Raw genomic sequence first — 26,597 nt, forward strand, 5'->3', positions numbered from 1 at the left:
GTGCAGGCAATTTTGATCGAAGACGAAGCCGCGCTGCGCCTGGCCACCAGTCAGACGCTGGAACTGGGCGGCTTCAGCGTGCAGGCCTGCGCCAGCGCCGAGGAAGCGCTGGCGCTGCTGCGCGCCGATTATCCCGGTGTGGTCGTCACCGACGTGCGCCTGCCGGGCCGCTCCGGCTTGGAGCTGCTGGCGCAGGCCGCCGCGCTGGATGCGGAATTGCCGGTCATCGTCGTCACCGGCCACGGCGATGTCGAGATGGCGGTGGCCGCGATGCGCAGCGGCGCCTACGACTTCATCGAGAAACCGTTCGCGGCCGAGCGCCTGCTGGAAGCGGTGCGCCGCGCCCAGGAACGGCGCCGGCTGGTGCTGGAAAACCGTCAACTGCGTAGCGCCCGCGCCCAGCATCCGGACGTGCCCGACCTGGTCGGCCGCTCGGCCGCCATCGAGCAGTTGAAAGTCCTCATCCGCAACATCGCCCCGGCCGGCGTGGACGTGCTGATCAACGGCCAAACCGGCACCGGCAAGGAAGTGGCCGCGCGCCTGTTGCACGCGGCCAGCGGACGCAAGGGCAACTTCGTCGCCATCAACTGCGGCGCGCTGCCGGAGTCGGTGTTTGAAAGCGAGATCTTCGGCCACGAGGCGGGCGCCTTCACCGGCGCGCAAAAGCGCCGCATCGGCAAGCTGGAGTATGCGCAGGGCGGCACCGTCTTCTTCGACGAGATCGAAAGCATGCCGATGGCCTTGCAGGTCAAGCTGCTGCGCGTGTTGCAGGAGCGGCGGCTGGAACGGTTGGGCGCAAACGAAACGGTCGCGCTGGATTGCACCATCGTCGCCGCCACCAAACTTGATCTATTACAGTTGAGCGCGCAAGGCCAGTTCCGCGAGGATTTGTACTACCGCATTGGCGTGGTCAGCATCGACCTGCCGCGCCTGCGCGACCGGCGCGACGATATCCCGCTGCTGCTGGCCCACTTCGCCGCCGAGGCGGCGGCCCGCTACCATCGCCCACTGCCGGACTGGAGCGCGCAGCAGATGGCGCAATGGCAGGCGGCGGATTGGCCGGGCAATGTGCGCGAGTTGCGCAACTTCGCCGAGCGGCTGGTGCTGGGCATCGCCGCAGCGGCGGCCCCTGTGCCTGCATCCGCGCCGGCGCCGGCGGCCGATGGCGTGGCCTTGTCGCTGCCGCAGCAGGTCGACCATCACGAGCGCGAGCTGATCGTGCAGGCGCTGTCGGCGGTCGACGGCAACGTCGGGCTGGCGGCGGACAACCTGATGGTGCCGCGCAAAACCCTGTACGACAAGCTGAAGAAATACCAGATCGCCGCCGGCCGCAAATAATCCGGGCGTAAAAAAACCGGCCGCATGGGGCCGGTTCTTCCGGAGAGGCGAGGCTTACTTGGCTGGCGTGGACGCTGCTGCTGCGGCCGCTGCTGGAGCCGGTACTTCAGGCTCCTTGAACTTGCCGCCGGCCTTGTTGGCCATGTAGACCACGGCGCGAGCCACTTCCACATCGTCCAGATCCGGGTTGCCGCCTTTGGCAGGCATGGCGCGCAGGCCTTCGATGGCGTGCTTGATCACGGTATCGTAACCTTGGGCGATACGAGCGCTCCAGGCGCCAGCATCGCCGAACTTCGGTGCACCGGCGACGCCGGCGCCATGGCAGGCTGCGCAGGTCGAGGTGTAGATGGCTTCGCCGGTCTGCAGCACTTTCGGTGCGCTGGAGTCTTTCAGCGTAAAGCCGGTGTCGGCGACGGGGGCGATGCGGGTGGCGATTTCTTCAGCGGACTGGCTATTGGAGCCGGCGCCGGTCAATTTGTCTGCGGTCACGTACTGCACCAGCAGGATGATGCCAATTACTGTGACTCCAAAGAAGCCGATAACAGCAGCAACGAGCTGCGTAGGCGTTCTGATGGCGGATTCGTGTTCGTTATGTGCGTCGCTCATGATTTCCTTAACAGACTAATTTCGAAGCCGGGTGGCGTGAGTAGAAATGTATCAACCAGCTGCCTTGCAAAACCTTCACCAAACGGGCGATTATAGACTTAAAAATGCCTGCATGGAAACGCTAAGATGCTCAAAACGACACTTTCCATGGACGGCCCTCGATAAAAACGGTATCCTACGGCACACTTCAGAAATTCCCCCAGCGCGGCTGTAGCTCAGTGGATAGAGTATTGGCCTCCGAAGCCAAGGGTCGTGGGTTCGATCCCCGCCAGCCGCACCAAAATTCCCCATATAAATCAATAACTTTTGTCACTGGAACCATAATTTCGCCGTTTGGCAAGGTTATGCTTCCAATCGGAAGCGGCAAAGATATGCTTCCATATTCCGCTGCTGTGCGAAGGAAATTCGCGAGGCCGGTATCCGGCGGACACGCATACACCGCTTCAACGAGCGCCTTCTGTGGCATTTTGAACGACTCGTGGGTGTCTAGCTGACTCGTGGCGATTCACGTGTTCTCATGCCCTAACAGCGATTTGCTAGTTATCTAGTTCGTGCTTTCTGCGAGCGCACGCATGCGCTCGATGTCACGCTGCGGCGGTTCACCAAACAGGCGCCGGTATTCACGACTAAACTGGGATGCGCTTTCGTAACCAACTTGTACCGCTGCCGAGCCTGCATCGAGGCTATTACTCAACATGAGGTGACGCGCCTCTTGCAAACGCAGATTTTTGATGTATTGCAGAGGGCTCATTCCTGCGATATTGCGAAAGTTGAGGCGGAAAGTCGAAGGACTCATATGTGCCTTAGCAGCCAACTCCTCCACCGAAACCACCGCCGTAAAATTTTGCCGTATCCACATTATCACCTTGGCGACGTGATGGCTGGTAGAACCCTTCGTGACCAAATGCCGCAGCGTCGGCCCGTGCAAGCCGTGCAGTAGACGCAGCACGATTTCCTGTTCGATGAGGGGGGCCACCTGGTCGATTAACACGGGCTCTTGTAGCAATCGAAGCAAGCGGCAGAGTGCGTCCAACAGCCCGTCATCCAGCGTGACTACGGAGATGGCGCGCGGGCTACCACTTTTGAGGGGACTGTCAAAGTCGATGTCCGCCGCCATTTGCGCAATCATGCGCGCATCTAGTTCGAGTCGAAGGCCTAGATACGGCTCCGTGGCGCTGGCCCGTGTCACGTAGGTCGTCACTGGCAAATCCACGGTGGCAATCAGCGATTGCCCGGGCCCGTAGTTAAAAACCTCATCACCCAGGATGACCCGCTTTGCCCCTTGCACCGTGAGCGCCAAGCTGAGGCCATAGAGGCATGCCATCGGTGCTGTGGCAGCACTACGGCGATATGCCATGAGCGATGGAATATGTGTAGTGAAGTCTCCGTCGCTTTGGGCAATAGCGCTTACTAAAGAAACAAGTGGCTTTGTAGTCATGTTCAGATTGTGCAAGTAGGGTTGTTCCTGTTGCGTTTAAGAGAATGGATTATCAGAACGAGACTACCACTTATCCAGATTTTGGAGCCCCTTTAATGAAGTTTCATCGAATTAGGCAATGAATGCATCGATTCCAGCAAACGCTTGTGTGGCCTGCAGGAGCACACTCTGTCTATCGGTTCAATCACGTTGCCTCACTCACGGAGGCAATCCCACAGGAGTAGAAATGAAGAATGTTTTATTGATTAACACCCACCAGGTGGTTGAAGGAATTTCCCCTGGTCGCCTGAGCAAGACTATGGCTGGCGTCATCCAGGAAGAAATCGAAAAGCGGGACTACGCCTTCCAACAAACCGACATCGAGAAAGGCTACGCGATCGATGCCGAGGTTCAAAAGCACCTCTGGGCTGACCTCATCATTTTGCAGTCGCCGGTGTTTTGGTTTGGCAGCCCGTGGATTTACAAAAAATACGTAGACGAAGTGTTCACCGCCGGCATGCAAAAGGGGAGCTTCATCACTGGCGACGGACGCACCCGCGAAGACCCGAGTAAGCAGTACGGCTCGGGAGGCTTACTGCAGGGTAAGCAATACATGATTTCGCTGACGTGGAACGCGCCGAAGGAGGCCTTCAGCGACCCACACCAAAACTTGTTCGAGGGCAGGTCTGTGGACGATGTATTTGCCTCCAATACTGCCAATTACAAGTTCTGCGGAATGGAAGTTTTGCCTTCATTCTCCTGTCACGATATTTTCAAGGCGCACGATCTGCAGGGCGACATAGAAAGACTGCGCCGACATCTGGCTGAGCTGATCTAATCAAAAGAAAGACATCATGAGTAAAGTTTGGTTCATCACAGGTGCGGGTAGCGGTATCGGCGCCGGTACCGTCAAAGCTGCGCTGGCCTCTGGCGACAGAGTCGTTGCAACCGGCAGGAATGTAGAGAAGCTGCGCAACGCGTTTCGCACCACAGCTAACGACAAGTTAGAAATTCTCCACTTGGACGTCGCCGACGAGGCGCAGGCATCAACGGCTGTTCATCAGGCCATACAAAAGTTTGGCCGGATCGACGTGGTGCTGAACAATGCGGGCTACTGCTTGGTCGGCAACTTCGAGGAACTAACGACGCACGAGATGGCGCTCCAGTTCGCAACCAACTTCTGGGGCACGAGCAACGTTATGCGGGCAGCACTTCCGGTTATGCGCAAGCAGCGTTCCGGCCACATCATCAACATCAGTTCCGTGGCGGGCGTTGTCGGCATGAAGCATTGCAGTGCTTATGGCGCGAGCAAGTTCGCCGTTGAGGGGCTGTCGCTGGCAATCGCAGAGGAAGTCGAGAAATTCGGCATCAAGGTCACAGTCGTCGAACCAGGCTTCTTCCGCACGGATTTGCTGGATACCGCCAATGTTAAATGGCCGAACCATCGTTTGGGCGATTACGCGGCCGTGGAGGCAAGCGCGCAGGAGACGTTGTCTCCCTACGCTGGAAAGCAGCCGGGCGACCCCGATAAATTGGGGCAGGTCCTGGTGAAGCTCGTGAGCATGGAGACCGCGCCACGCCTGTTCGTTGCAGGCGCTGACGCGATCACGATGATTGCGCCGGCGGTGCAAGCCCGCTTGAATGCTGTGCACGCGCTGGAAGAACTTTCTATATCTACAGCAGGCAACTTCTGATTGCGCCCTTGCCGAGCTTGTGATCCTTGATCCTACCCACGACGGAGAACCCACTCACCATGAGCACGCTCAACATCAATGGCCACGACCACACGGTCGACACTGCCCCCGAGACCCCCATCCTCTGGGCCTTGCGCGACACGCTGGGTATGACCGGTACCAAGTTTGGTTGCGGTGCTGCGCTGTGCGGCGCCTGCACCGTGCATCTGGATGGCCAGGCCATCCGTTCCTGTGTAACCCCCATATCCGTAGCAAAAGGCAAGAAAATCGCCACCATTGAAGCCATAACCGATGGCAGCGACCGAGTCGGCGCCGCTGTGCACGCCGCCTGGATAAAGCACGACGTGGCGCAGTGTGGCTATTGCCAAAGCGGCCAGATCATGAGCGCCACCGCGTTTTTGAAGGCACTGCCCAAGGGGAAACAACCCACGGCAGCTGCAATTGATTCAGCCATGGCTGGCAACATTTGCCGCTGCGGCACTTATGCACGCATCCGCGCCGCAGTGGCCGATGCGGCCCAAACCCTGGCCTGAAGGAGTACACATCATGATGCCCACCACCATTTTCCCCGGAGAGTTGCCGCGCGCCCTGCAGCACCTGCTGGAACGCGATCAAGTCGGCGAAGCTGCTGCCGCCGCACTGCCACGTCGCAGTTTCTTGAAGATGGTCGGCGTCGGCGGCTTGGCGCTCGGCGCGTTTCCCCATTTGGCAATGGCACAGGCCGACGGTGCTGCAAAGCCGGCCGAAGCTCTGAAGCCGACGCAACAACCGTCTGCCTTTGTTCAGATCACCTCCAATGGTGAGGTCACCGTGACCATCAATCGCCTGGAGTTCGGCCAGGGCGTACAGACCGGCCTGCCGATGGTTCTGGCTGAGGAGCTGGATGCCGACTGGAGCCTGGTGCGCAGCAAGAGCGGCACCAACAATGCCGCCTATCACGACCCGCTCTTTGGAATGCACCTGACTGGTGGCTCCAACTCGATCAAGAATAGCTTCACGCAATACCGGGAACTCGGCGCGCGTGCGCGGGCCATGTTGCTGTCTGCTGCTGCCGCGAAATGGAAGGTCGATGTCGCCATGCTGCGCACGCAGGCCGGCACGGTGTTAGGCCCGGGTGGACGCAAGGCCCCCTATGGCGAACTGGCCGAAGCCGCCATGTCGTTGCCCGTGCCAGAGAAAGTCGCACTGAAGGACCCCAAGGATTTCCGCATCATCGGCCGTCCGACCACGCGCCTGGATGCGCGCGCCAAGAGCAGCGGGCGCCAGGACTTCGGGATCGACATCAAGCATCCGGACCAGCTCACTGCCGTGGTGGCGCGCCCCCCCGTCTTCGGCGCCCGCCTGACCTCGGTGGACGATAGCGCGGCACGCGCTGTGAAAGGTGTGAAAGCGGTGTTGCGCATCCCGCTGGACCGGGGTGGCGAGGGCGTGGCTGTGGTGGCGAATGGCTATTGGCCGGCCAAGCTGGGGCGGGACGCGCTCAAGCTGCAATGGGACACGGCTACCGTGGAGAAGGTGGACAGCGACAAGCAACTGGCACAGTACCGAGAACTGGCCAAGCAGCCCGGTGCGCGCAAATACGATGCGGACATGTCGGCGCTGGATAGTGCCCCCCACCGGATTGATGCCGAGATTCTATTCCCCTACCTGGCACACGCCCCGATGGAGCCGCTGAACTGCACCGTTCTGTTGACGGACGAGAGCGCCGAGCTCTGGGTCGGCACCCAGAGCGCAGGGTTGGATGCAAGTGCTGCCGCGAAGGCGCTTAGCCTGAAGCCCGAACAGGTGAAGGTGAACGTACAAGTGGCGGGCGGCGGCTTCGGCCGACGTTTCGTGGGCACGAGCGACTACGTGGTCGAGGCCTGCGAGATCGCCAAGGCCGCGCGCGCAGCAGGCCTCGATGTGCCGGTACGCCTGCTGTGGAGCCGCGAGGACGACATCAAGGGCGGCTACTACCGTCCCATGCACCTGCACCGCGCAAGTATCGGCTTCGACGAGCGCGGCAAGGTGCTGGCCTGGGATCATGTCCTCGTCGGTCAGTCCATTCTTGCGGGCACGGTCTTCGAAGCGTTCCAGGTAAAAGATGGTATCGACGCCTCGGCCACGGAGGGCATGCGTGATCCGTACGACCTGCCTATGCGCCTGACCGTGCATCACCCGAAGCTCAACGTACCGGTGTTATGGTGGCGCAGCGTGGGCTCCACCCACACCGCCTTTGTCATGGAAACCCTGCTTGACGAAATTTCCCGCACCACCAGACAGGACCCGGTGGCATATCGGATGGCGCTCTTCGGTGACCGGCATCCGCGCCACCGCGCCGCGCTGCAGATGGCGGTGGACCAGAGCGGTTATGGCAAAAAGAAACTACCCGCCGGGCGCGCTTGGGGCGTCGCTGTGCACGAGTCCTTCGAGACGGTAGTGGCCTATGTGGTCGAGGCCTCGGTCAAGGACGGCCAAGCTGTGCTGAACCGCGCCACTGCGGGTGTGCATTGCAACTTGGCTGTGAACCCGCGCAGCGTGGAAGCCCAGATTCAGGGGGCGGGGCTCATGGGCCTATCGATGTGTTTGCCGGGTGCGGCCATCACACTGAAGGACGGCATCGTGCAGCAAAGCAACTTCGGCGACTTCGTCGTCCCGCGCATCACTGACATGCCCGAGTTCGCGGTACATATCGTGCCGAGTGCGGAGCCGCCAAAAGGCATAGGTGAGCCGGGCCTGCCGCCGTTGGCACCCGCGTTCGCCAACGCCATCGCGCGCCTCACCGGCAAATCACTGCGCGAGTTGCCATTCAAACTGGTTTGACCCAAGCCACCGCCCAAGAGAGGAACTTACACCATGGATGACCTTGACACCCTGGTCTTGCGCACCGCGCTGGGCTGGCATGCGACGGGTTTATCGGTAGCGCTCGTCACCGTTGCGCGGACCTGGGGCTCCTCACCCCGCCCCCCTGGATCGCTCATGGCCATCAATGGCCAGGGCGAGACCGTGGGCTCGGTTTCGGGCGGTTGCATCGAAGATGACCTGATCCAGCGCATCCAAGAAGGCGGTGTGCGGGCGGTATGTTCCGCTGACACGCCTGCTGTGCTGTGCTACGGCATCTCCGCCGACCAGGCGCACCGCTTCGGCCTGCCCTGCGGCGGCACGGTGGAACTGGTGTTGGAGCCCATCTCCAAGCACAGCCGGCTGGACGAACTGCTGCTGGCCTGCCAGCAACGGCGCAGCACCGAACGGCGACTGGACCTGCGCACCGGCCAAGTGGAGTTGAATGAAGCGCGACGCGACGGACTGCCCCAGCTTGATGATACCCAACTGACCACCTACCTGGGTCCGCAGGCCCGGCTCATCCTGATCGGCGCTGGCGACCTGTCGCGCTTCATGTGCCAGATGGCGTTAAGCCTGGGCTTCGAGGTCATCGTCTGCGACCCGCGCGAGGCGCACCGCAGCGGCTGGCAGATGGATGGCGTCATACTAAGCCACGAGATGCCGGACGACCTGATCCTACGCCTGCGCCCGGATGTCCGCACCGCCGTCGTGGCCCTGACGCACGACCCGAAACTCGATGACCTGGCGCTGATCGACGCATTGCAGTCAGGCGCGTTCTACGTCGGTGCCATCGGCTCGCGTCGCAACACAGCCCTACGCCGGGAACGACTATATACGCACTTCGGCCTGCCTGAGACCGACTTGCAAAACCTACACGGACCGGCCGGAATGTATATCGGCAGTAAGACACCCGCCGAAATCGCGCTATCGATTATGGCAGAAGTGGTGGCCGTAAAAAATGGCGTCCAGTTTCCCCCGCCTGTACAGGTCGCAGAGGGAAAGTTCCAACTTGAGCAGCCCACTGTCCCGGCCTACGCAGTCTAATGTGAACGCCTCCAACACTTAGGCTGTGCCCTACTGCTCTACGAATCGCTTCAGTATCATAACTTCGCCGTTTGGCAAAGATATGCTTCCAAGTCACGTCAAGGGCACGTCGCGATATGGCGACCTGCCCCCGGACTTTCCCAAGTTTCAGTAGGTGTAGAACATGCGTTGGATTTCCTTGCTGTCGCTGGTCTTGGTCAGCGCCAGCATCAGCAGGATGCGGGCCTTTTGCGCGTTCAACGTATCGGAAACCACGAAGTCCAGCTCATCGTCGTTGGCTTCGCCGTTGCGGGCCACGATGCCTTGGCCGACGCGGGCCGAACGCACGATCAGCACGCCTTGCTTGCGGGCCGCGGTCAGCGAAGGCACGACCTTGGACGCCAGGCTGCCGTCGCCGACGCCGGCGTGGATGATGCCCTTGGCGCCAGCGGCCACAAGTGCATTCAGCGCGACCGGGTTGACGTTGGCATAGCCGTAGACGATGTCCACCTGCGGCAGCGCGTCCAGCTTGCTGATGTCAAACTCGGTGTCGACCGTGTGCTTGCGGGTCGACGCGTGGTAGAAGTAAGGCTTGTTGCCCTGGAAGTAGCCCAGCATGCCCAGTTCCGGGGTCTTGAAGCTGTCCGGGGTCGAGGTGTTGGTCTTGGTGACGTCGCGGGCGCCGTGGATCTGGTCGTTCATCGCCACCAACACGCCCTTGCCGACGGCTTCCTTGCTGGCCGCCAGCAGCACCGCGTTGTACAGGTTGATCGGGCCGTCAGCGGACAGCGCGGTGCCCGGACGCATGGCGCCGACCAGCACCACCGGCTTGCGGCTCTTCACCACCATGTCGAGGAAGTAGGCGGTCTCTTCCAGCGTGTCGGTGCCGTGGGTGATGACGATGCCGTCGACGTCCGGTTGCGCCAGCAGCGTGTTGACGCGCTTGGCGAGCACCAGCCAGTGTTCGTTGCTCATGTTTTCGCTGGCGATCTGGAACACTTGTTCGCCCTTGACTTGCGCCACCTTGGCCAGTTCCGGCACGGCCTGGATCAGACGCTCGACGCCGACTGTGGCGGCGGTGTAGCCGACCGTGGTGGTGCTGGTGGCGCCGCTGCCGGCGATGGTGCCGCCGGTGGCCAGGATGGTCACATGGGCCGATGGCGCGGCGTCAGCGGCGCGGACCGCTGGAACGGCCCCGGCCAGCAGCGCCAGGGCGCACAGCGCGGACAACAGACGGGAGGAAATAGGAACGAACATAGAGTCTCCAAGAAAGATAAGGGAATGAATAGGGTCCGGTCCCGAAAGGGGACTAACCCCGGTGGTGCTTTGTGGGTTTTATGCGCCGGGATGTCAGAACTTATGACGGATGCCGACCGCCAGTGCTCGCGATCCATTTCCAGCAGCCGGCGTGCTGCCGCCGCTGGAGGCATCGCCCACCACATTGGTGGCGGCCAGCTCGTTGCGGATGGTGCCGAATGAACTGTAGAGGTTGGTGCGTTTGGACAGCGTGTAGGTATAGCCCACCGCAAACTGTCTTCCGCCCAGCTGGGTCGCGGAACGGTCCTGCTTTTTCACATACGAGGCCAGCAGCTTGCCCTGTCCGAGCGGCACGGAGGCGCCCAGCAGGAAGTCACGGAAATCGCCGCCGACGTCATTCTTTTCGGTTTCAAACGCGGCGTGCACGGTCGCGGGGCCGAAGTTGTAGCTGGCGCCCAGCAGGACTTCTTTCAGCGTATTGAAAGAAGTGACCTTCAAGCTGTCATATGCCAAGGTTGCCACCAACGGGCCCGCGGCGTAGTCGATGGAAAAAGCGACGGTACGGCCCAAGGTGCTATCGCCGGGCTGTTCGCCAAAACCATACATCACGGTGGCCGACAGCCCATTCAGCTTGGGCGTTGCATAGCTGATGGTGTTGTTGGTGCGTGCCGTGCCGATGCTCATCAGGTTGGTGGCGGAACCGGTAAAGCCGGTTTCAAAGGGATCGATGCCGTCCAGCGCGATGAAGATCGGGTTGCATTGACGGCCCAGGTTGACGGTACCGGCGCTGGTAGTCAGGCCGACATAGGCATGGCGGCCGAACAAGGCGCCGTTCTGGCGCGCCTTGCCGGTGTCGAGATCGAGCCCGTTCTCCAGCACGAAGTGGGCGTTCATGCCATTGCCCAGGTCCTCCTGCCCCTTGAAGCCCAGCCGGCTGCCGGACTGCACGCCAGTGGCCAGCTTGGTGACCGAGCCATCGGCGCCCCCTGTTTCGCGGGCGATGCCCGCGTCCAGTATGCCGTAGACGGTGATGCCAGATTGCGCCGAGGCGGCGCCGGCTGCGGAGGCGAGCAAGAGACCAGCTACTAATGATGCTTTCATAAACGATCCAATAAGAATGAGTGATAGGTACAACCACGCGACCGGGCACACTGGAACGCCGCACCCGGAAAATCGAGGGTGCAGCGATACCCGCCGGACCTGCGGGAACAAGGTCCGGGCTCGGTCAGCCGTGAAATTAGCGATGGGGTGGCGCGCAGGCGGCGCCGCCAGACGGGCGGTGCCGGCGCTTACATCAAGAAGGTGGCCTGCGCGTTCGGGGGGAAATTACTTTGTGCATTTTTCTTTGTCTCCGTTTTATTTATAGTAAAAAGCGATTCGAAGCGGATGACCATCATCGAATATACTTTTCACAACAGAGATAGCACTATCCATGCCATGGGAATGGCAAGCCGGACTCTTGAGCCAAGCTATTGATTGCATGAGATTTTTTGGGATGGGTAAGATCAGGCGCCGGTACACGAGTATGAATTGTCATACTCGGACCGCGAGCTGAGTATCAAATTTCGTTACCGTCGCAGGAGAACCCTGTTGTAAAGCGGCTTGACACACCTCGGGCCATTTAGATAATAAAACTTATATACAAAGGGGGCATCATGGTGACAGTCAAGGTAACTACCGTAGGTGCATCGGAGGGGCTGATCTTGAACGTGCAGAAAGGCGATACCCTATATTTGACCGAGGCCCCGGACGGCGCGATGCGCATTACGCCGTATAACCCTGAGTTTGAGCGCCAGATGCTCTTGGCCGAGGCTATCATGCACGACGACCGTGAGATCTTGCGGCTGGCAACATGACGGAACTGCAGGCGGCTGATTGGATACGGCAGCGCCTTGTCACAACATAATCCCCATGCCCTCGAATACGACTACGGTTTGATGTAGGCGTAGCCTTCCAATGCCTGTAGTCGGCTGATTTCCGCCACGCCGGATGGGACGATGGTCGCTTCCGGCAGCACCTTGTCCTTGCCGATGCTGCGCGCCACCAGCGTGTTGTTGCAGACGCGGAACTGCACATGGCGGGCCGCCAGCTCCTGCACCACCACTTCATACGGATTGCCGTTCTTGTCCTTCTCGCCGTCGAGCAGGAAATCGATGCCTGGACCCAGCGCGACGACCACGATCTGCGCCTTGGGACTGGCGTCCAGGTGGTTGCGGATATTGCGCAGGCCGCCCATGGCATTGCCGGCCTCGCTGAAGTGATAGACCACTTTTTCCACGCGCGGCGCCTCGGCCTGCGACGCTTGGGCGCACAGCAGCAGCAGGGGCAGCATCAAAATACGGAACAGTTTCATTTGGACTCCTTGCCAGTTTGCAGAGATTCTTTTTCCATCAGCAGATAAGTTCCATAGGCGTTGAGCCGGTTGGCCTGGCTGAAGGCAGGATAGTCCTTGAACGCGGACCAGTCGGTGCGCGCATAGGCCTCATCAAAGGATAGCAGTTCCTGCACGGCATTGCCCATCTGTTCGCGCAGGTAGCGCAGATAGCGTTGGGTCAGCAGCATGTCCTGGCGCGGCGCGCGCGAGGCCGGGCCGTGGCCGGGAATCACCACGGACGGCTGCGCGTCGAGCATGCTATCCAGCGCCTGCAGCCAGCGTTTGCTGTTCGCGTCGCCGACATACGGCAGGCGGCCGCTGAAGAACAGGTCGCCCGCGAACAGCACGTGGTCTTCCTCCACCAGCATCAGCAAGTCCTCCGGCGAGTGGGCGCCGCTGCTGTCGATCACGCGGAAGTGCAGGCCGCCCAGTTCGAAGCGCCACGGCTGGCCGTCGGCGAAGTCCAGCCAGCGGTCGGCCGACACCAGTTCCGTGCGTTCATCCACCCACGGCGCCAGTTCGGCGCGGCGCTGCGCCAGCCGTTCGCGTGCCAGATCCGAGCGCAGGTAGTCGCGGCCGTTGCGATGGGCGGCGATCACCACGCCGGGCTGGCGCAGGGCTTGCAGGCCGTAGAAATGGTCGGCGTGGTAGTGTCCGACGATCACGATCTTCAGCGGCGCCGACGTTACCTGGCGGATCGCCCGCAGCATGGCGGCGCCCAGCGCCGGCGTGGCCAGCGCGTCGTACACCACTACGCCGGCAGGTGTGACGACAAAGCCGGCGTTCGACATGAAGCCCTTATTGGCCTGGCTGGCCATGCCGGCTTCCCCTTGGAAGTAGTAGACGTGGGGGCTGACCTGGATCGGTTTGAGGACGATGTCCGGTGCGGCCTGGGCCGTCAGCGCCAGCAGCAGCGCAGCCAGCAACAGTAATCGGCGGACGAGGTTCATAAGGTTTCCTTGGTGGCGACGAGGGCGGCAGCTTGCGCCTGTTGCAGGCGGCCGTCCAGATAGGCGCCGTAAAAGCCGGCCTGGTCCAGGCCGGGCAAGGCTGCGGCCAGCGTGCGGCCTCCGCTGCCGAGAAATAATACCGTGGGGAAGAAGTTCACATGCAACTGGCGTAGCACTTCGGCGATGGGCTGCAACTGTCCGGCCGCGTCGATCAACTGCTCCACCGTATCGCTTTCCAGTTCGCGCAGCACCAGGCGCGGATCGCCTTCACGCAACAGCGGCGCCAGGTAGTTGCGCCGCACTTCCAGGCAATACGGGCAGTCCCGGCGCGACACCAGCAGCAGCAGCACTGCCGACGGCGCCGCCAGCGCGGCCAGCTCCGCCCGCAGATCGCGCAGCGGCGGCAACAAGGGGGCAGGCAGGGCGTCGGTCACGACAACTCAGACAGCCATGCCGGGATTGCCGGCCGTGCCCACCAGCGTCGGCTGGTCGGGGCGGCGCGCGCGCACCATCGGGTGGGCGCGCAGATACGTTTCCATCACATCCCAGATCGGCGCGCCGCTGGCGCCTTCGGCCACCGGCGCCCAGCTGGCCACTTTGTAGATCTTGTCCGCATCGAGCAGCTTGCCGTTCAGCCGCATGTCGTTGATGCGCCTGCCGCTAGCCGCGGCAGGTGTGCAGCTGTAGCTCATGCCGCCCACGCGCACCATGTCGCCGCCCTGCTGGTAATAGGGATCCGGGTGGAACAGGTTGTCGCACACATCTTCCATGATGGTCTTGATGGTGGCGCCCGTCATCTCGGTCAGCGTGGTGGCCGGGTAGGTAATCGCCAGCTGGTCCATCAAATCGCCGCGCGTGATGGGGGCGCCCGGCAGCAGCGACGTGCCCCAGCGGAAGCCCGGCGAGAACGCCAGGTCGGCGCCCTTGACCGCCAGCAGCCCGTCGACGATCAACTGGTCCCAGCTGCCGTTGAAATTGCCGCGCCGGTACAGCAAGCCTTCGGTGACGGCCAGCGTTTCATCCAGCCTGGCGCGGAACGGCGCGCGCACCGCGTCGATGTGCGCCTGCATGGCGCGGTCGGCCGGCAGCAGATTGGAGAACACCGGCAGCAGGCGGTACTGGTAGCCCTGGATGCGCCCGTCGCGCACGTCGAAATCCAGCACGCCGAGGAACTTTCCGTTCGAGCCGGCATTGGTCACCAGCGTCTGGCCGCCCTGGTTGGACACCACCACCGGCGTCGGCACGCCATCGTGGGTGTGGCCGCCGAGGATGGCGTCGATGCCGGTGACACGGCTGGCCAGCTTCAGGTCGACGTCCATGCCGTTGTGCGACAGCACCACCACCACCTTGGCGCCCTTGGCGCGCACTTCCTTGACCAGCGCCTGCAAGCGCTCTTCCTGGATGCCGAAGCTCCAGTCCGGCACCATGTAGCGCGGATTGGCGATCGGCGTGTACGGGAAAGCCTGGCCGATCACGGCCACCGGCACGCCGTTCATTTCGCGCCAGCTGTAGGGGGCGAACACGGGATCGCCGAAGTCGGCCGTCACCACGTTCTGCGCGACGAAATCCACCTTGCCCTGGAAATCCTTTTGCACGATTTCCTGCACCCGTTGCGCGCCCAGCGTGAACTCCCAGTGCGGCGCCATGATCTCCACACCCAGCAGCTTGGCGGCATCGACCATGTCCTGGCCCTTGGTCCACAGCGCGGTGGCCGAGCCCTGCCAGGTGTCGCCGCCGTCGCACAGCACGGCATGCGGACGGCTGGCGCGCAGCTGCTGGACCAGCGTGGACAAATGGGCGAAGCCGCCGACCTTGCCGTACACCTTGGCGGCGGCGGCAAAATCGAGGTAGCTGAAGGCGTGCGCACGCGCCGTCTTCGGTGCGATCTTGAACTGCTTGAGCAAGGCGTCGCCCACCAGGTGCGGCGCCTTGCCGGCCGCCTCGCCGATGCCGAGGTTGACGCTGGGCTCGCGGAAATACAGCGGCCGCAGCTGGGCGTGGCAATCGGTGATGTGCAGCAGGCTGACGTTGCCGAACTTCGGCACCGCATACAGCTGCTCGGCGGCGCCGGGCGTGGCGGCCAGCGCATCCTTGCCGGCCAAGGCCAGGCCGCCGGCGCTGGCGATGGCCAGCATTTGCATGAATTCGCGTCGTTGCATGGGGTAGCCCGGCTAAGGTTCGGATGGATTACTGGTTGACCGGCGACTCAGGCGCCAGCAGCAGCGCCATCACGTCCTGCATCTGCTTCTCCGTCAGGATGCCGGCGGCGCCGAAACGCGGCATCACCGAGCACGCCTGGAAGGCATGCGAGTTGTAGATCTTGGCCCAGGTGTATTTCAGCATCTCCGGCGTCGGGCCGCCGCGCAGCTTGCCGTACTGTTGCAAACTGGGGCCGATATTGCCGAAGGCGATTTCCTTCTTGTCCAGCTGATGGCAGGCGTAGCAATTGCCGCCGGCCGCCGTCCCTTTCGGATCGGACGATTGCAGGCCGCGGCCGTTCTGCGCGACCTTTTCGCCTTCCTTCCAGTCGCCCAGATAGTTGCCGTCGGCCGGATAGCGCACGGCGGCCGTGGCCTGCTGCTCGATCTGCTTGCGCTGCGCCGGCTTCAGCGGACGCTGCGCATCCTGCGAGCACAGGCGCTGCGCCTCGCTCTGCTCCAGGCGGTCGACGGTGGCTTCGTTCTTGTCGCGGAACGAAGCCTTGAAAGCGGCCAGGTCGGCGGCATCCTTGGCCGCCGGCCCGGCGGCCAGTGCAGCGCTGGAGGCCAGCATGCCCAACAGGGCGGCGGTGATGAATTTGCTTTGCATGGACACTCCGTATCAGCGTTTCAAACCCGGCGCCGCCATCGTGCCGCCCTTGGCATTGACGCCGAGGTAGGTGATCAGGTCGATGGCTGTCTGGGAGTTATATTCCAGTTGCGGGAAGCGCTGCTGGCGGAAGCAGTCGGCCATGCGCCACTGCATGGTGCGCACCGCGCCCTGGCTGACGCGATAGGCCGGCCAGCTGGCAAAGGCGCCGCGCGCGGCGGCGGCCTGCTGCAGGTTCGGCAGGTCTTGCAGGCGAATGCGCTGGTCATTCTTGCTGTGGCAGGAGGCGCAGGAAAAATCATGCGGGCCGGCGCGGTAGAAGAACGCCTGCTTGCCGCGCGCATACGCGGCCTTTTCCTCGGCGTGCTTCTGAGGCAGATTGATTTTCACGTCGCGCGAGGCGGCCGACACATAGGCCGCCAGCGCTTCCATGTCGGTGGCGCGCTCGCCCTGCTCGGAAAACGGCTTGCGCACGATGTCGGCGCGTTCGAGGCCCTGCAGCGTCACCATGCAATGCACCAGGCGCGCTTCGGCGTCCATCACCTTGCCCGTGTCCTTGAAGTAGCGCGGCAGTTCGGCATAGGCGCCGGCAATGACGCCCGGACCTTTGCCCAGGTCGCAGCCTTCCAGCGTGGCCTGCTTGGGACCGCGCTTGCTGGTCCACAGTACTTCGCCCTGGCCTTCGACCAGCTCGGCGGGGTTGCCGTCGGCCAGCATGGCGCGGTATTTGGCGATTTCATCGCTGACGCTTTGCGCCGCGGCGCTGCCTGCAATGACCAGCCCCAACAGGCTGGCCCAGGTGACACGGGATAGTGGCATGGTGGCGGCCTCAGGCTACGGTGGCTTGGTCGGTGCGGCTCTCGCCACGATTGTCCTGCCAGCTGACGCTGACAGTATCACCCTTGGCGCCGCCCTTGAACTTGAAGGCGAGGTAAGGGTTCTGCGAGACCGACTGGCCCCACATGCATTGCAACACCACGCGTTCGCCGTGCTTGACGGTGACGTCGGTAATGTAGTGCGCCGGCACCACGGTGCCGGTTGCGTCCTTGCGCACGCCCGTTTCCATCGGATGGGCCATCAGTACTTTCACTTCCGTGACGCCATTGGCGGCGTTGGCACGGATTTTCATTGGATCTGCCATGTCTGCTCCTGTTCTGATTCTGATTAGCCGCCGCAGCCGCCAAGCGTGACCTTGGTTTCCTTGCTCGCCGAGTACAGCTTGCCGTCGGCGGTTTTCACCACGGCCACCACGTTGGTGCTCTGGCCCAGCTTCAGGCGGCTCTGCACGGCGGCAATGGTGCCGTCCGGGATGCTGAACATGGCGGCCAACGGGTTCGGATTCTTTTCGACAAAGAAGTAGATTTCGCTGGTGCCGGGAATATTGGACGCCACGCTCACCGGCACCACGGCGCCGTTTTCAGCGATGTCGGGCGAGGTGATGACGATGTCCTTGCTGTCGGCCGGCGTGCCGCCGACGGCGGCCAGCGCATCGGCCAGGGACTTGGCGCTGAAGCCTTCGCGGCCGGTGGCGGCCAGCGCTTGCTGGCTGGTCACCAGGCCACAGGCGACCAGCAGGCCAAGGGCCGAGCTGGTCTTCAATACGGTACGACGGGTGGGGTTCATGCAGTCTCCTTATGGTTGCGGGTTGGCCCGCTCATTGTGCGCCGCTGGCCAGCCATTGAACGATGGCTTGCATATCGGTTTCTTTCAATTGGCCTTGCGGCGGCATGGGCATGGCGCCCCAGGCGCCGCTGCCGCCGCTGCGTATCTTGGTCTGCAAATAGGCGGCGCGGTCGGCGCGGCCCTGGTACTTGGCGGCGACGTCGCGCAAGGCGGGACCGATAATTTTGTTGGTCACGCCGTGGCAGGCGAGGCAGCCATTCTTGCCCAGCAGTTGCTGCACGTCGCCGCTGCCGGTGGCTTTGGCTGGGGCCGCGGTCGGCGCAACTGCGGCTGCTGCAACTGCAACGACAGCGGCCGGCGCCAGCACGGCGCGTGCGGGACGCGTGGTATCCGTGCCGCGCACGCCGCCCAGTAGACGGTTTTGCTCAGCCAGGTTGCCATGCGCGTTGCGGGCGAAGTCGGGCAGGCTGGACGTCTGCTTGGCCTCGGTCGGGCAATTCGTCATGCAGGCGGTATTGAGCACATCGGGCTTGCCCTTGATGTCCCACAGGCCGGGCTGGCGCACCAGGCCATTGCGGTTGGGCAGGCGTTGCTGCACATCGGCGATGTTGTCGTTGCTCAGTACGAAATCGGACGGCACGATGCCGCCCAGGTTCAGGATGTGGGCAGTGACGGCATACACCTCATCCGCGCTCAGCGACTTGGGCGCATCCCAAGGCATGGCGCGGTTGATGTAGTCCCACAGCGTGGACAGGCGGGCCACCTTCATCAGCGTCGTGCGTTGCGGCACGCTGCCGTTGGACAAGGCCGCCACGTGGCCGCTCTTGATATCGGCATCGGTGGTGCCGCCGACGATGGGCGTGAACACCTCGTTCGATTCGCCAAAGCTGCCGTGGCAGCCGGCGCAGCGGTTTTCCCAGATCTGCTCGCCCTGCGCGACGGAACCGCGGCCTTTCGGCAACCCCTGGAAATCGGCGCGCACGTCGATATCCCAGGCCTTGATTTCAGCCGGCGTGGCGGTACGGCCGATGGCTTGCCATGGCGCGTCGGCAGCTTGCACCAGCAGGCAGGCGCCCAGCAGGCAGGTGCTCAGCAGCGCGGCGATGATCGATTTTTTCATCAACTCACCTGCACGTTGGAGACTTCGCCGTTCGGCGACACCAGCCAAGACTGGATGGCGTTGTTGTGATAAATGGAGCGCGTGCCGCGCACGGCGCGCAGCTGGTTGATCTTGGGTTGCACATAACCGCTGTCGTCGATGGCGCGGCTTTGCAGCACGGCGTTGCCGCCATCCCACACCCAGTCGATATTAAAGCGCGTCAGCGCCTTGTTCTGCACCGGTCCTTCGATGCGGGCGGTGCGCCAATTGCGGCCGCCGTCCGTGCTGACATCGACGCGCTTGATGCGGCCGCGCCCCGACCAGGCCAGGCCGCTGATGTTGTAGTAGCCGCGATCGAGCAAGGTCTGGCCGCCGGACGGCGTGGTGATCACGCTCTTGCATTCCTGAATGGAGGTGTACTGGCGATGCTGCCCATCCGGCATCAGGTCGACGTAGTGGATGGTTTCATCCTTGGTGTCCCACGGCTGGTCGCCCACTTCGATGCGGCGCAGATACTTGACCCAGCTGACGCCCTGCACGCCCGGCACCACCAGGCGCAGCGGGTAGCCGTTTTCCGGCCGCAGCATTTCGCCGTTCTGGCCCCAGGCCACGATGACATCGTCCAGCGCGCGTTCGAGGGCGATGGTGCGCGTCATGCTGGAACCGTCGGCGCCTTCGGCCAGCACAAAACGGGCGCGCTTGCGGTCGATGCCGCACATGTCGAGCAGAGTCGACAGCAGCACCCCCGTGTACTCCGAGCAGGCCAGCATGCCGTGCGTATATTGCACCGTCGGCAGCGCGACATTGCCCCACTCGGCGCCGGTATTGGCGCCGCATTCGATGAAGTGGATGCGCGACACGGACGGCAGGCGCATCAGGTCGTCCATGGTGAACACGCGCGGCTCGCGCACCATGCCGTTGATCATCAAACGGTGCTGGCTGGAGTCGATGTCGTGCCAGCCCTGATGGTGACGTTCAAAGTGCAAGCCGCTGGGTGTGATGATGCCGAACAATCCTTGCAGTGGCGTGAAACTGACAGACGCCTGGCGCACGCGGGTCAGGCCCGGGCTTTCGCGGCGCTGCAGATTGCCTTCCCACTTGGACGGCTGGCCATAGGGCAGGGCGGCGACCGGCTGGCCCAGCGTTTTGCTGTGCGCCGGCAAGGTCAGGATGGCGTCGTCGCCGGCCGCGTTCTGTGCGGCGGCCACGCCGCCCGCAGCTACGCCGGCCCCCATGGCCAGGGCCTTACCCATGAAGCTGCGGCGCGCGGTACGCGCCTGTGCATGCTGGGCCTCACCGAGATGATGCTCGGGGGCTTGCAACAGCCTGCCGATAGTGCGTAGCACATCCGTCACGGCCGGTCTCCTTGTGTTTTTATGGGGATAAGCTTAGCCTGTCCAAGTTCCTCTACGCAAGACATTTCCTGTTCCATACTGTTGTCATAAATTTAAAATAATCAACCAGGGGAGAACACCGATGAAGTTACGCGACAAGATGGTGCTGTGCATGGCGGTAGTGTGTTGTGCTTTCCTCGTCGCGCTCGGGGTGGCGCTGATGGGCATGCAAAGCGCCCGTAACCAGTTCCAGCAATTCCTGGAAGTGGACCAGGCCTTGTTGCAGACCACCACCAACCTGTATGCGCAAGGCCTGCAGATGGGGCAAGCGCTGCGCAACGTGGTGCTCGATCCGACCAACAAGGCCGGGCTCAAGAATATCGACGACGCCAGCAAATCCTTCGCTGAATACATGCAGGTGGCGCAAGGCCTGGTCCCACCGCAAAGCGAGGCCGGCAAGATGTTCGCGGAGGTGGCGCAATTGCGTGAAAAACAGGCCGGGCTGCAAACGAAGATCATGGCGCTGGCCAAGGACGACCAGCCCGCCGCGATCCAGGTGCTGAACAAGGATGAAACGCCGGTCTGGCGCGTCATGCGTGGCCGTCTGCTGGACTTCCTCAAGGCCAAGAAGGACGACGTCAAGCAAGCCGAGGCCAGCGTGATCGCCTCCACCCAGCGTACCATGTGGGTCAGCCTGGGTCTGGCGCTGGCGACCCTGGTGGCGGCCGGCGTGGTCACCTATTTGCTGTCTGCCAATGTGATGCGCCAGCTGGGCGGCGAACCGGACTATGCGGCCGACATCGCGCGCCGCATCGCCGCCGGCGATTTCACCGAAGAGATACAAACCAGCGGCGGCGATCGCGACAGCCTGTTGTCGGCCATGAAGTCGATGCAGCAAAGCCTGGCCGGCATCGTGGCCCAGATCCGCAGCGGCGCCGAAACCATTTCGACGGCGTCGAGTGAAATCGCCGACGGCAACCTGGACCTGTCCAACCGCACGGAACAGCAAGCCACCTCGCTGGGCCAGACCGCCAGCGCCATGGATGAACTGACCAGCACGGTCAAGCAGAACGCCGGCAGCGCGCGCCAGGCCAGCGGCCTGGTGGCGGCGACCGCCGCCGTCGCGGTCAAGGGCGGCACGGTGGTGTCCGAGGTGGTGACGACCATGGGCGAGATCAACCAATCGTCGCGCCGCATTGTCGACATCATTGGCGTCATCGACGGCATCGCTTTCCAGACCAATATCCTGGCGTTGAATGCGGCGGTCGAAGCGGCACGTGCCGGCGAGCAGGGACGCGGCTTTGCCGTGGTGGCGTCCGAAGTGCGCAACCTGGCCCAGCGTTCGGCCTCCGCCGCCAAGGAAATCAAGGAGTTGATCGGCGTGTCCGTGCAAAGCGTGGAGCAAGGCGCGCGCCTGGTCGAGCAGGCCGGCACGACGATGGACGAGATCGTGGCCAGCGTCAATCGCGTCAGCGCCATCATGGGCGAGATCGCCGACGCCAGCGAAGAACAGACCTCGGGCATCGAGCACGTCAACAACGCCATCGTCCAGATGGACCAGGTGACGCAGCAGAATGCGGCGCTGGTGGAGCAGGCCACGGCGGCGGCGCAATCGATGCAGCAGCAGGCCGCCGAGCTGGCCGGCGCCGTCAGCGTATTCAAGCTGCGCCGCTAGGCGCTGCGCAATTTATTGCGCATATTTATCTGCACTGTCACGAATTGGTAATTATGCAAAAGTATAATTATTGCATGCAACTACCCGTCGTCGCGTGCTTGTGGCTTGGTTTGCAGTCCATGTGATCTCCGCGCGACAGGCAACCGGTCCTGTCGAGACATTTTCGTGTTCCTTCGAGACAGCGGCCGGGGCGTTGAATCGCGCCGCTGCCGGCGAGGTAACATGAATTGTTTGCTAATACGTAGTTGATCTGAACGATGGCAGCCTGACCACCGCGATATGATGGCTCGCGCGGCCGAGGCTGCTGTACGTCGTAGTGCGAGAAAAATCACATAATGAGCCATCTTGCAGAGCCTCTGATCGGAGACACCCCATGTCGTACACCCGCTTTCAAAAGAAGTCGTTGCCTACGCTGTTGTCCGCCCTCGTCTTGCTCGCCGTTGGAAACCACGCGGCAGCCAGCACCCTGAACCAAAACGTATCCTGGACCATCGACCGTCCCGGCACCTCCACCGTCTACCGCGTGGTGGCCTACGGCGATTCGATCTTTGCCGGCTACAACGGCTCCGTCTCCAGCGCCGCCAAGTACTCGGCGCCGACGGTGGACGCGGAATACCTGTCCGCGCAGTGGAACGCCGACATCGAGAGCGTGCGCCGCACCAAGTCCGGCGCGGTGGCCTCGGACGTGTACAACAACAAGATCGTGGCCGAGCGTTCGTATATGCAAGCCAGCAACACCCGCGTGGTGGCCTTCGAAATGTGCGGCAATGACGGCCTGCAGGCCCGCACCGCCTTCAAGAGCCAGACCGGCACCTGCGACGACAGCGTGCTGACCGCGGCGGAAAGCAGCTGCAAGACCTATGTCGGCGCCGCGATGGACTACATCAACGCCAACGCCTATTCCGGCGTCAAGCTCAAGCTGGTGTCGAACCTGCACTACCCAGGCTACGCTGCAGACAACGTCCAGAGTTCCTGCAAGGATCCATCGACCGGCAAGACCGTCAACATGCAGGACAAGTTCCTGCCTTCGCTGGTCCGTATCAACTTCGCGATGTGCGACCTGGCGCGCCAGAAGGGCTTCGCCTGCGCCGACAACTTCGCCCAGTACATGGGCGCCGACTATGACAGCAACGGCGACGGCAAGATCGATTCCGAAGCGCTGCGTTATGTCGCCGGCGAGAGCCAGGCCAGCTACCTGACCCGGATCGCCACCACCTTGCGCTCGACGCTGCGCGACGCCAACACGCACTTCACATCGGCCAGCAGCAGCTACGACTACATCCAGTCGGACGACACCCACCCGACCTACAACGGCAGCACCGTCACGGCCGGCCTGTTTGGCGGCAGCACCGGTTCGGGCGCGCCGCGCTACAGCTCCATCACCGGCGGCAAAAATCCGATCTGGAATCAGTACGGCCACGAGCGGATGGGCTGGGCGGTGTCGACCTATAACGTCGCAACGCCCTGATGCATGGCGCCTGGCGTCCGCGCGCCGGCCTGCTGGCGGTTGCGCTGGTGCTTGCCGTGATCGGCTTCGGCGTGCTGATTTACCTGGTCACGACGCCTGATCCCGGCGTCGCCGCCGGGGCGCCGCCGCAGCCGTCCGCAGCCGGTGCGGCGGTGGCCTCCGGACCGCCGCCTGCAGCGTCGACTGTGGCGCCGCAGCCTGCGGCGCCAGCACCGCAACGCGCACCGGAAGGTGACGCCGACCCAACGCGCGACCTGAAAAGCTACGTGTCGCGCGGCGAGAAGCCGACCATGCCCGAAGTGATCGAACGCCTGCATGAGCGCGGCATCCATTCCGGCCTCGGCGCGTTTTCGCCGCCCGGCACCCGGCCGCCCATGGTCGGCCTGGCGGTGCCCGAGGACTTCGTGCTGCCGGAAGGCTACGTGCGCCACCACCAGGCCACCGATGACGGCCAGCGCATCGAAGCGATCCTGATGTTCGCGCCGGATTTCCAGCTGTACGACGCCGCCCACAATCCGATTCCCATGCCCAAGAACCGTGTCGTGCCGCCGGAGCTGGCGCCGCCCGGGCTGCCGATCCGGCGCATCGTCATTCCCCCTCCAATTGAACCGGCCGGTCCCGGCCGCTGACCCGCATGCGACAACTTTTAACCTCTTCCACGGCACGCATGGTTGCCGGCATTTTGGCGAGCGCCGTCCTGTCGGCCCTGTATGCGCGCGGCGGGCCCGGCTGGCTGCTGGGCTTCGTGATGCTGGCCCCGTGGCTGGCCACGCTGAACGCCAGCCGCGCGCTGGCCGCGACGCTGGGGTCGGCTTACCTGATGTCGCTGGCTTTTACTGCGGCCGTCTTCCCCTGGTTCGGCATCGCGCTCGGCCGCTACACGCAAGTCGGCGCGGGTACCGGCCTGGCAGTGTTGCTGCTGGCCGCACCCTTGTTCCAGCCGCAGTTCCTGGTCTTCGCACTGGTGCGCCATGTGAGCGGACGCGGGCATGGTCCGCTGCTGCGCGCGCTGGCCGCCGCTGCGGCCTGGGTGGCGGCCGAATGGCTGCTGCCCAAGCTGCTCGGCGACACGCTCGGCTACGGCCTCTATCCGTCGCAGCTGATGCGCCAGGGGGCCGCCGTGGGCGGAGGCGCCGGCCTGACCGTGCTGCTGCTACTGGCCAACGAGGGCGTCGCGGCCGCGCTGGCGTGCGATCGCTCAAACGCTCGCGATGGCTGGCGCGCGGTTGTCCGGCCGCTGGCGCTGGCAGCGCTGGGACCGCTGCTGCTGGCCGGCTACGGACTGGCGACGCTGCCTGACGGCAGCGGCACCGCCGCCGCCGGCAAGCCATTGCGCATGGGTCTGGTCCAATCGAACATCGTCGACTATGAAGGCTTGCGGCGGCAAAAGGGCGCGGGCGCGGTGGTGCGCGAAGTGCTCGACACCCATTTCGCCATGAGCTATGACGCCGTGGTGCGGCGCCATGCGGACGCGGTGCTGTGGTCGGAGACCGCCTATCCCACCACCTTCGGCCATCCCAAGAGCGAGGCCGGCGCAGGGTTCGACCGCGAGATACTCGCCATCGTCCACGCCGCCGGCGTGCCCTTCGTGTTCGGCACCTACGACAGCGACAGCGACGGCGAATACAACGCGGCCGCCTTCGTGCAGCCCGGCGGACTGACGGGCTTCTATCGCAAGACGCATCTGTTCCCGTTCACCGAATACGTGCCGGCCTGGCTGGACGGGCCGCGCCTGCGGAGCCTGCTGCCATGGACCGGCAACTGGAAGGCGGGCAATGGCGCGCGGGTGTTCCCGCTGCGCCTGGCCGACGGCCGCGAGATCCCGGTGCTGCCGCTGATCTGCCTTGACGATGTCGATGCCGGGCTGGCGATCGCCGGCGCAAGGCTGGGCGCGCAGGCCATCCTGACCATGTCGAACGATTCCTGGTTCAGCGACGCGCCCGAAGGCGCGCGCCTGCACCAGACGGTGGCGGCGTTCCGCAGCATCGAAACCCGGTTGCCGCAATTCCGCGTGACAACCAACGGCTACAGCGCGGCGTTCGACGCCAGCGGCGCGCTGCTGGCGGGCACGCGCATGGGCGAACCGGCGCTGGTGGTCGCGGATCTGGCGGTGCGCAAGCCGGCGCCCACCTTGATGGTCCGCTGGGGCGACTGGGTCGGGCGCGCCGCTTGCGCCTTCCTGCTGTTGCTGGCGGCCAGGTCGGCGATTCCATCCTGGCGTTCGCCAGCGGCGGACGGCGTATCGCCGGCGCTGACGTTGCCGGTGCGGGTCGTGGTGTTGCCGCCGGCGGCCCGCCTTGCCGCCGCGTTGTTGCGCGTCATGGCGCGCGCCGGCCTGCTCGGTATCTGTGTGGCCTTGCTGCTCAACGAAGCATTGCGGACCAACACGCTGGCGCAAATCCGTTGGTTCAGCGGACTGTTTCTTGCGCCGGAAGCCGCCTCGTGGTGCGTACTGCTGGCGTTTGCCGCGCAGGCGTCGATCCGCGATGGCGCGCTGGTGTTGACGCGCGGCGCCCAGCGCATCGAACTGGCGCTGGGCGAGATTGCCGCGGTCGAGTTATGGCGCTTGCCGGTGCCCGCCGCCGGCCTGGCGTTGCGCCTGGCTTCGGGCCAGCGTTGGCGTTACGGGCTGGCGCTGGCCAACCCGCTGGCCTTCGCCGCCGCACTGGCCGGCGCCGGCGGTCCCCAGGGTTTTGAACAACCCGGCGCGACGATGGGCGTGTATGCGCGCGCCCGCCTGGCGCTGCGCCGCCGCAAGCTCGACCGTCCACTGGTCAAGTTCGGTTTGCTGCCGCTGGCGCTGGCCATCCCTGCCTTCCACCTGCATCAGCACATCGCCTACGGCAGCGCGTTCGGCGAGTACTACACCTTCGGCCTGAAGGCTTACCTGCTGGCGTTTGGGCTGTGGTGGGCGGCCTGGTCCATCGGCGTGGTGCTGAGCGCGGCCTTGCTGCGCGCGGCGATCGAAGCCGGCACGCTGCTGGCGGCCTTGCTGCACCCAGGGCGGACGATCGACATCCGCCGCTGGCTGGAACGCGCCGGCCGCGCGGCGCTGTATCTGGGGCTGCCCGGATGGTTGCTGGCGAACCTGGTTGGCGCGTAGCGGAT

The 26,597-nt window shown here is 63.6% G+C and carries 26 protein-coding genes and 1 tRNA gene; 13 read left to right on the forward strand and 14 right to left on the reverse strand.

What is annotated here, in order from left to right:
* Positions 1-1,338 (forward strand): sigma-54-dependent transcriptional regulator, encoded by a 1,338-nt coding sequence (locus V6M89_RS26615; RefSeq protein ID WP_332856032.1) that lies wholly within the window; start codon positions 1-3, stop codon positions 1,336-1,338.
* A 54-nt stretch (positions 1,339-1,392) separates the two neighbouring features.
* Here V6M89_RS26615 and V6M89_RS26620 read toward each other — a convergent pair whose 3' ends face one another.
* Entirely contained in the window at positions 1,393-1,944 is a 552-nt protein-coding gene (locus V6M89_RS26620) for a c-type cytochrome (RefSeq protein WP_332856033.1), read from the reverse strand.
* Positions 1,945-2,148: 204 nt separating this feature from the next.
* On the opposite strand from V6M89_RS26620, the gene V6M89_RS26625 reads away from it, so the two are divergent.
* Positions 2,149-2,224, forward strand: a tRNA-Arg gene (locus tag V6M89_RS26625).
* Positions 2,225-2,488: 264 nt separating this feature from the next.
* Here V6M89_RS26625 and V6M89_RS26630 read toward each other — a convergent pair.
* Positions 2,489-3,397, reverse strand: coding sequence for an AraC family transcriptional regulator (locus tag V6M89_RS26630; RefSeq protein ID WP_332856034.1), 909 nt, complete (start codon positions 3,395-3,397; stop codon positions 2,489-2,491).
* Between the two features lie 211 nt (positions 3,398-3,608).
* On the opposite strand from V6M89_RS26630, the gene V6M89_RS26635 reads away from it, so the two are divergent.
* The 5 genes from V6M89_RS26635 to V6M89_RS26655 are packed head-to-tail and all read left to right on the forward strand — an operon-like array spanning position 3,609 to position 8,922.
* Entirely contained in the window at positions 3,609-4,199 is a 591-nt protein-coding gene (locus tag V6M89_RS26635; RefSeq protein ID WP_332856035.1) for an NAD(P)H-dependent oxidoreductase, read from the forward strand.
* 16 nt (positions 4,200-4,215) lie between these two features.
* A complete protein-coding gene (locus V6M89_RS26640) occupies positions 4,216-5,055 on the forward strand; it encodes an SDR family oxidoreductase (RefSeq protein ID WP_332856036.1) in 840 nt (279 codons plus the stop codon).
* A gap of 59 nt (positions 5,056-5,114) precedes the next feature.
* The gene (locus tag V6M89_RS26645) at positions 5,115-5,588 is read left to right on the forward strand and encodes a (2Fe-2S)-binding protein (protein WP_332856037.1); all 474 of its coding nucleotides are present in this window, start codon (positions 5,115-5,117) and stop codon (positions 5,586-5,588) included.
* Between the two features lie 16 nt (positions 5,589-5,604).
* Positions 5,605-7,857 (forward strand): molybdopterin cofactor-binding domain-containing protein, encoded by a 2,253-nt coding sequence (locus V6M89_RS26650; protein ID WP_442882003.1) that lies wholly within the window; start codon positions 5,605-5,607, stop codon positions 7,855-7,857.
* Between the two features lie 33 nt (positions 7,858-7,890).
* Complete coding sequence (locus V6M89_RS26655) at positions 7,891-8,922, forward strand: XdhC family protein (RefSeq protein WP_332856039.1); 1,032 nt, start codon at positions 7,891-7,893, stop codon at positions 8,920-8,922.
* 147 nt (positions 8,923-9,069) lie between these two features.
* On the opposite strand, the gene V6M89_RS26660 is transcribed toward V6M89_RS26655, so the two are convergent.
* Positions 9,070-10,158, reverse strand: a complete 1,089-nt coding sequence (locus tag V6M89_RS26660) for a type II asparaginase (protein ID WP_332856040.1) — start codon at positions 10,156-10,158, stop codon at positions 9,070-9,072.
* 93 nt (positions 10,159-10,251) lie between these two features.
* On the reverse strand, positions 10,252-11,259 hold the full coding sequence (locus V6M89_RS26665; RefSeq protein WP_332856041.1) for a porin: 1,008 nt from the start codon (positions 11,257-11,259) through the stop codon (positions 10,252-10,254).
* Between the two features lie 78 nt (positions 11,260-11,337).
* Here V6M89_RS26665 and V6M89_RS26670 point away from each other — a divergent pair, with 78 nt between their 5' ends.
* The gene (locus V6M89_RS26670; RefSeq protein ID WP_332856042.1) at positions 11,338-11,634 is read left to right on the forward strand and encodes a hypothetical protein; all 297 of its coding nucleotides are present in this window, start codon (positions 11,338-11,340) and stop codon (positions 11,632-11,634) included.
* A gap of 179 nt (positions 11,635-11,813) precedes the next feature.
* A complete protein-coding gene (locus V6M89_RS26675) occupies positions 11,814-12,014 on the forward strand; it encodes a transcriptional regulator (RefSeq protein ID WP_332856043.1) in 201 nt (66 codons plus the stop codon).
* 71 nt (positions 12,015-12,085) lie between these two features.
* Here the strand turns inward: V6M89_RS26675 and V6M89_RS26680 are convergent, their stop codons facing one another.
* From V6M89_RS26680 to soxC, 10 genes are read right to left on the reverse strand one after another with little or no spacing between them, the layout of a single operon-like run.
* Entirely contained in the window at positions 12,086-12,511 is a 426-nt protein-coding gene (locus V6M89_RS26680; protein ID WP_332856044.1) for a DsrE family protein, read from the reverse strand.
* Positions 12,508-13,482 carry an MBL fold metallo-hydrolase gene (locus V6M89_RS26685; protein ID WP_332856045.1) on the reverse strand — a complete coding sequence of 325 codons (975 nt, stop codon included), beginning with the start codon at positions 13,480-13,482 and terminating at the stop codon, positions 12,508-12,510. The genes V6M89_RS26680 and V6M89_RS26685 overlap by 4 nt, the downstream gene beginning before the upstream one ends.
* Entirely contained in the window at positions 13,479-13,916 is a 438-nt protein-coding gene (locus tag V6M89_RS26690; protein WP_332856046.1) for a hypothetical protein, read from the reverse strand. The genes V6M89_RS26685 and V6M89_RS26690 overlap by 4 nt, the downstream gene beginning before the upstream one ends.
* A gap of 6 nt (positions 13,917-13,922) precedes the next feature.
* On the reverse strand, positions 13,923-15,641 hold the full coding sequence (gene soxB, locus V6M89_RS26695) for a thiosulfohydrolase SoxB (RefSeq protein ID WP_332856047.1): 1,719 nt from the start codon (positions 15,639-15,641) through the stop codon (positions 13,923-13,925).
* Positions 15,642-15,669: 28 nt separating this feature from the next.
* Positions 15,670-16,290 carry a sulfur oxidation c-type cytochrome SoxX gene (gene soxX / locus V6M89_RS26700; RefSeq protein WP_332856048.1) on the reverse strand — a complete coding sequence of 207 codons (621 nt, stop codon included), beginning with the start codon at positions 16,288-16,290 and terminating at the stop codon, positions 15,670-15,672.
* 12 nt (positions 16,291-16,302) lie between these two features.
* A complete protein-coding gene (gene soxA / locus V6M89_RS26705; RefSeq protein ID WP_332856049.1) occupies positions 16,303-17,109 on the reverse strand; it encodes a sulfur oxidation c-type cytochrome SoxA in 807 nt (268 codons plus the stop codon).
* 10 nt (positions 17,110-17,119) lie between these two features.
* Positions 17,120-17,431, reverse strand: a complete 312-nt coding sequence (gene soxZ / locus V6M89_RS26710; protein ID WP_332856050.1) for a thiosulfate oxidation carrier complex protein SoxZ — start codon at positions 17,429-17,431, stop codon at positions 17,120-17,122.
* Between the two features lie 23 nt (positions 17,432-17,454).
* Positions 17,455-17,913 carry a thiosulfate oxidation carrier protein SoxY gene (gene soxY / locus V6M89_RS26715; RefSeq protein ID WP_332856051.1) on the reverse strand — a complete coding sequence of 153 codons (459 nt, stop codon included), beginning with the start codon at positions 17,911-17,913 and terminating at the stop codon, positions 17,455-17,457.
* 31 nt (positions 17,914-17,944) lie between these two features.
* Positions 17,945-19,033 (reverse strand): c-type cytochrome, encoded by a 1,089-nt coding sequence (locus V6M89_RS26720; RefSeq protein ID WP_332856052.1) that lies wholly within the window; start codon positions 19,031-19,033, stop codon positions 17,945-17,947.
* Positions 19,033-20,367 carry a sulfite dehydrogenase gene (soxC, locus tag V6M89_RS26725; RefSeq protein WP_332856053.1) on the reverse strand — a complete coding sequence of 445 codons (1,335 nt, stop codon included), beginning with the start codon at positions 20,365-20,367 and terminating at the stop codon, positions 19,033-19,035. Before soxC ends, V6M89_RS26720 begins: the two co-directional genes overlap by 1 nt.
* Before the next feature lie 121 nt (positions 20,368-20,488).
* Between soxC and V6M89_RS26730 the strand changes: the two genes are divergently transcribed.
* From V6M89_RS26730 to lnt, 4 genes are all read left to right on the forward strand, one after another.
* Complete coding sequence (locus tag V6M89_RS26730; RefSeq protein WP_332856054.1) at positions 20,489-22,021, forward strand: methyl-accepting chemotaxis protein; 1,533 nt, start codon at positions 20,489-20,491, stop codon at positions 22,019-22,021.
* A 373-nt stretch (positions 22,022-22,394) separates the two neighbouring features.
* The gene (locus V6M89_RS26735) at positions 22,395-23,489 is read left to right on the forward strand and encodes an SGNH/GDSL hydrolase family protein (RefSeq protein ID WP_332856055.1); all 1,095 of its coding nucleotides are present in this window, start codon (positions 22,395-22,397) and stop codon (positions 23,487-23,489) included.
* A complete protein-coding gene (locus V6M89_RS26740) occupies positions 23,489-24,118 on the forward strand; it encodes a hypothetical protein (protein WP_332856056.1) in 630 nt (209 codons plus the stop codon). The genes V6M89_RS26735 and V6M89_RS26740 overlap by 1 nt, the downstream gene beginning before the upstream one ends.
* 5 nt (positions 24,119-24,123) lie before the next feature.
* Positions 24,124-26,592 carry an apolipoprotein N-acyltransferase gene (gene lnt, locus V6M89_RS26745; protein ID WP_332856057.1) on the forward strand — a complete coding sequence of 823 codons (2,469 nt, stop codon included), beginning with the start codon at positions 24,124-24,126 and terminating at the stop codon, positions 26,590-26,592.
* Positions 26,593-26,597: the final 5 nt, after the last annotated feature.

It is taken from the genome of Duganella sp. S19_KUP01_CR8, assembly GCF_036688705.1.
In the GTDB taxonomy this organism is placed as follows: domain Bacteria; phylum Pseudomonadota; class Gammaproteobacteria; order Burkholderiales; family Burkholderiaceae_D; genus Rugamonas.

Excerpts from the sequence above, each read along its gene's own strand:
- V6M89_RS26685 (WP_332856045.1), bottom strand. The coding sequence starts at position 13,482 with ATGAACCTCGTCCGCCGATTACTGTTGCTGGCTGCGCTGCTGCTGGCG.
- V6M89_RS26645 (WP_332856037.1), top strand. The coding sequence starts at position 5,115 with ATGAGCACGCTCAACATCAATGGCCACGACCACACGGTCGACACTGCC.
- soxA (WP_332856049.1), bottom strand. The coding sequence starts at position 17,109 with ATGCCACTATCCCGTGTCACCTGGGCCAGCCTGTTGGGGCTGGTCATT.
- V6M89_RS26730 (WP_332856054.1), top strand. The coding sequence starts at position 20,489 with ATGAAGTTACGCGACAAGATGGTGCTGTGCATGGCGGTAGTGTGTTGT.
- V6M89_RS26655 (WP_332856039.1), top strand. The coding sequence starts at position 7,891 with ATGGATGACCTTGACACCCTGGTCTTGCGCACCGCGCTGGGCTGGCAT.
- V6M89_RS26675 (WP_332856043.1), top strand. The coding sequence starts at position 11,814 with ATGGTGACAGTCAAGGTAACTACCGTAGGTGCATCGGAGGGGCTGATC.
- soxB (WP_332856047.1), bottom strand. The coding sequence starts at position 15,641 with ATGCAACGACGCGAATTCATGCAAATGCTGGCCATCGCCAGCGCCGGC.
- V6M89_RS26620 (WP_332856033.1), bottom strand. The coding sequence starts at position 1,944 with ATGAGCGACGCACATAACGAACACGAATCCGCCATCAGAACGCCTACG.
- V6M89_RS26665 (WP_332856041.1), bottom strand. The coding sequence starts at position 11,259 with ATGAAAGCATCATTAGTAGCTGGTCTCTTGCTCGCCTCCGCAGCCGGC.
- V6M89_RS26735 (WP_332856055.1), top strand. The coding sequence starts at position 22,395 with ATGTCGTACACCCGCTTTCAAAAGAAGTCGTTGCCTACGCTGTTGTCC.
- V6M89_RS26650 (WP_442882003.1), top strand. The coding sequence starts at position 5,605 with ATGCCCACCACCATTTTCCCCGGAGAGTTGCCGCGCGCCCTGCAGCAC.
- lnt (WP_332856057.1), top strand. The coding sequence starts at position 24,124 with ATGCGACAACTTTTAACCTCTTCCACGGCACGCATGGTTGCCGGCATT.
- V6M89_RS26640 (WP_332856036.1), top strand. The coding sequence starts at position 4,216 with ATGAGTAAAGTTTGGTTCATCACAGGTGCGGGTAGCGGTATCGGCGCC.
- V6M89_RS26660 (WP_332856040.1), bottom strand. The coding sequence starts at position 10,158 with ATGTTCGTTCCTATTTCCTCCCGTCTGTTGTCCGCGCTGTGCGCCCTG.
- V6M89_RS26635 (WP_332856035.1), top strand. The coding sequence starts at position 3,609 with ATGAAGAATGTTTTATTGATTAACACCCACCAGGTGGTTGAAGGAATT.
- V6M89_RS26680 (WP_332856044.1), bottom strand. The coding sequence starts at position 12,511 with ATGAAACTGTTCCGTATTTTGATGCTGCCCCTGCTGCTGCTGTGCGCC.
- V6M89_RS26740 (WP_332856056.1), top strand. The coding sequence starts at position 23,489 with ATGCATGGCGCCTGGCGTCCGCGCGCCGGCCTGCTGGCGGTTGCGCTG.
- V6M89_RS26720 (WP_332856052.1), bottom strand. The coding sequence starts at position 19,033 with ATGAAAAAATCGATCATCGCCGCGCTGCTGAGCACCTGCCTGCTGGGC.
- soxZ (WP_332856050.1), bottom strand. The coding sequence starts at position 17,431 with ATGGCAGATCCAATGAAAATCCGTGCCAACGCCGCCAATGGCGTCACG.
- soxY (WP_332856051.1), bottom strand. The coding sequence starts at position 17,913 with ATGAACCCCACCCGTCGTACCGTATTGAAGACCAGCTCGGCCCTTGGC.
- soxX (WP_332856048.1), bottom strand. The coding sequence starts at position 16,290 with ATGCAAAGCAAATTCATCACCGCCGCCCTGTTGGGCATGCTGGCCTCC.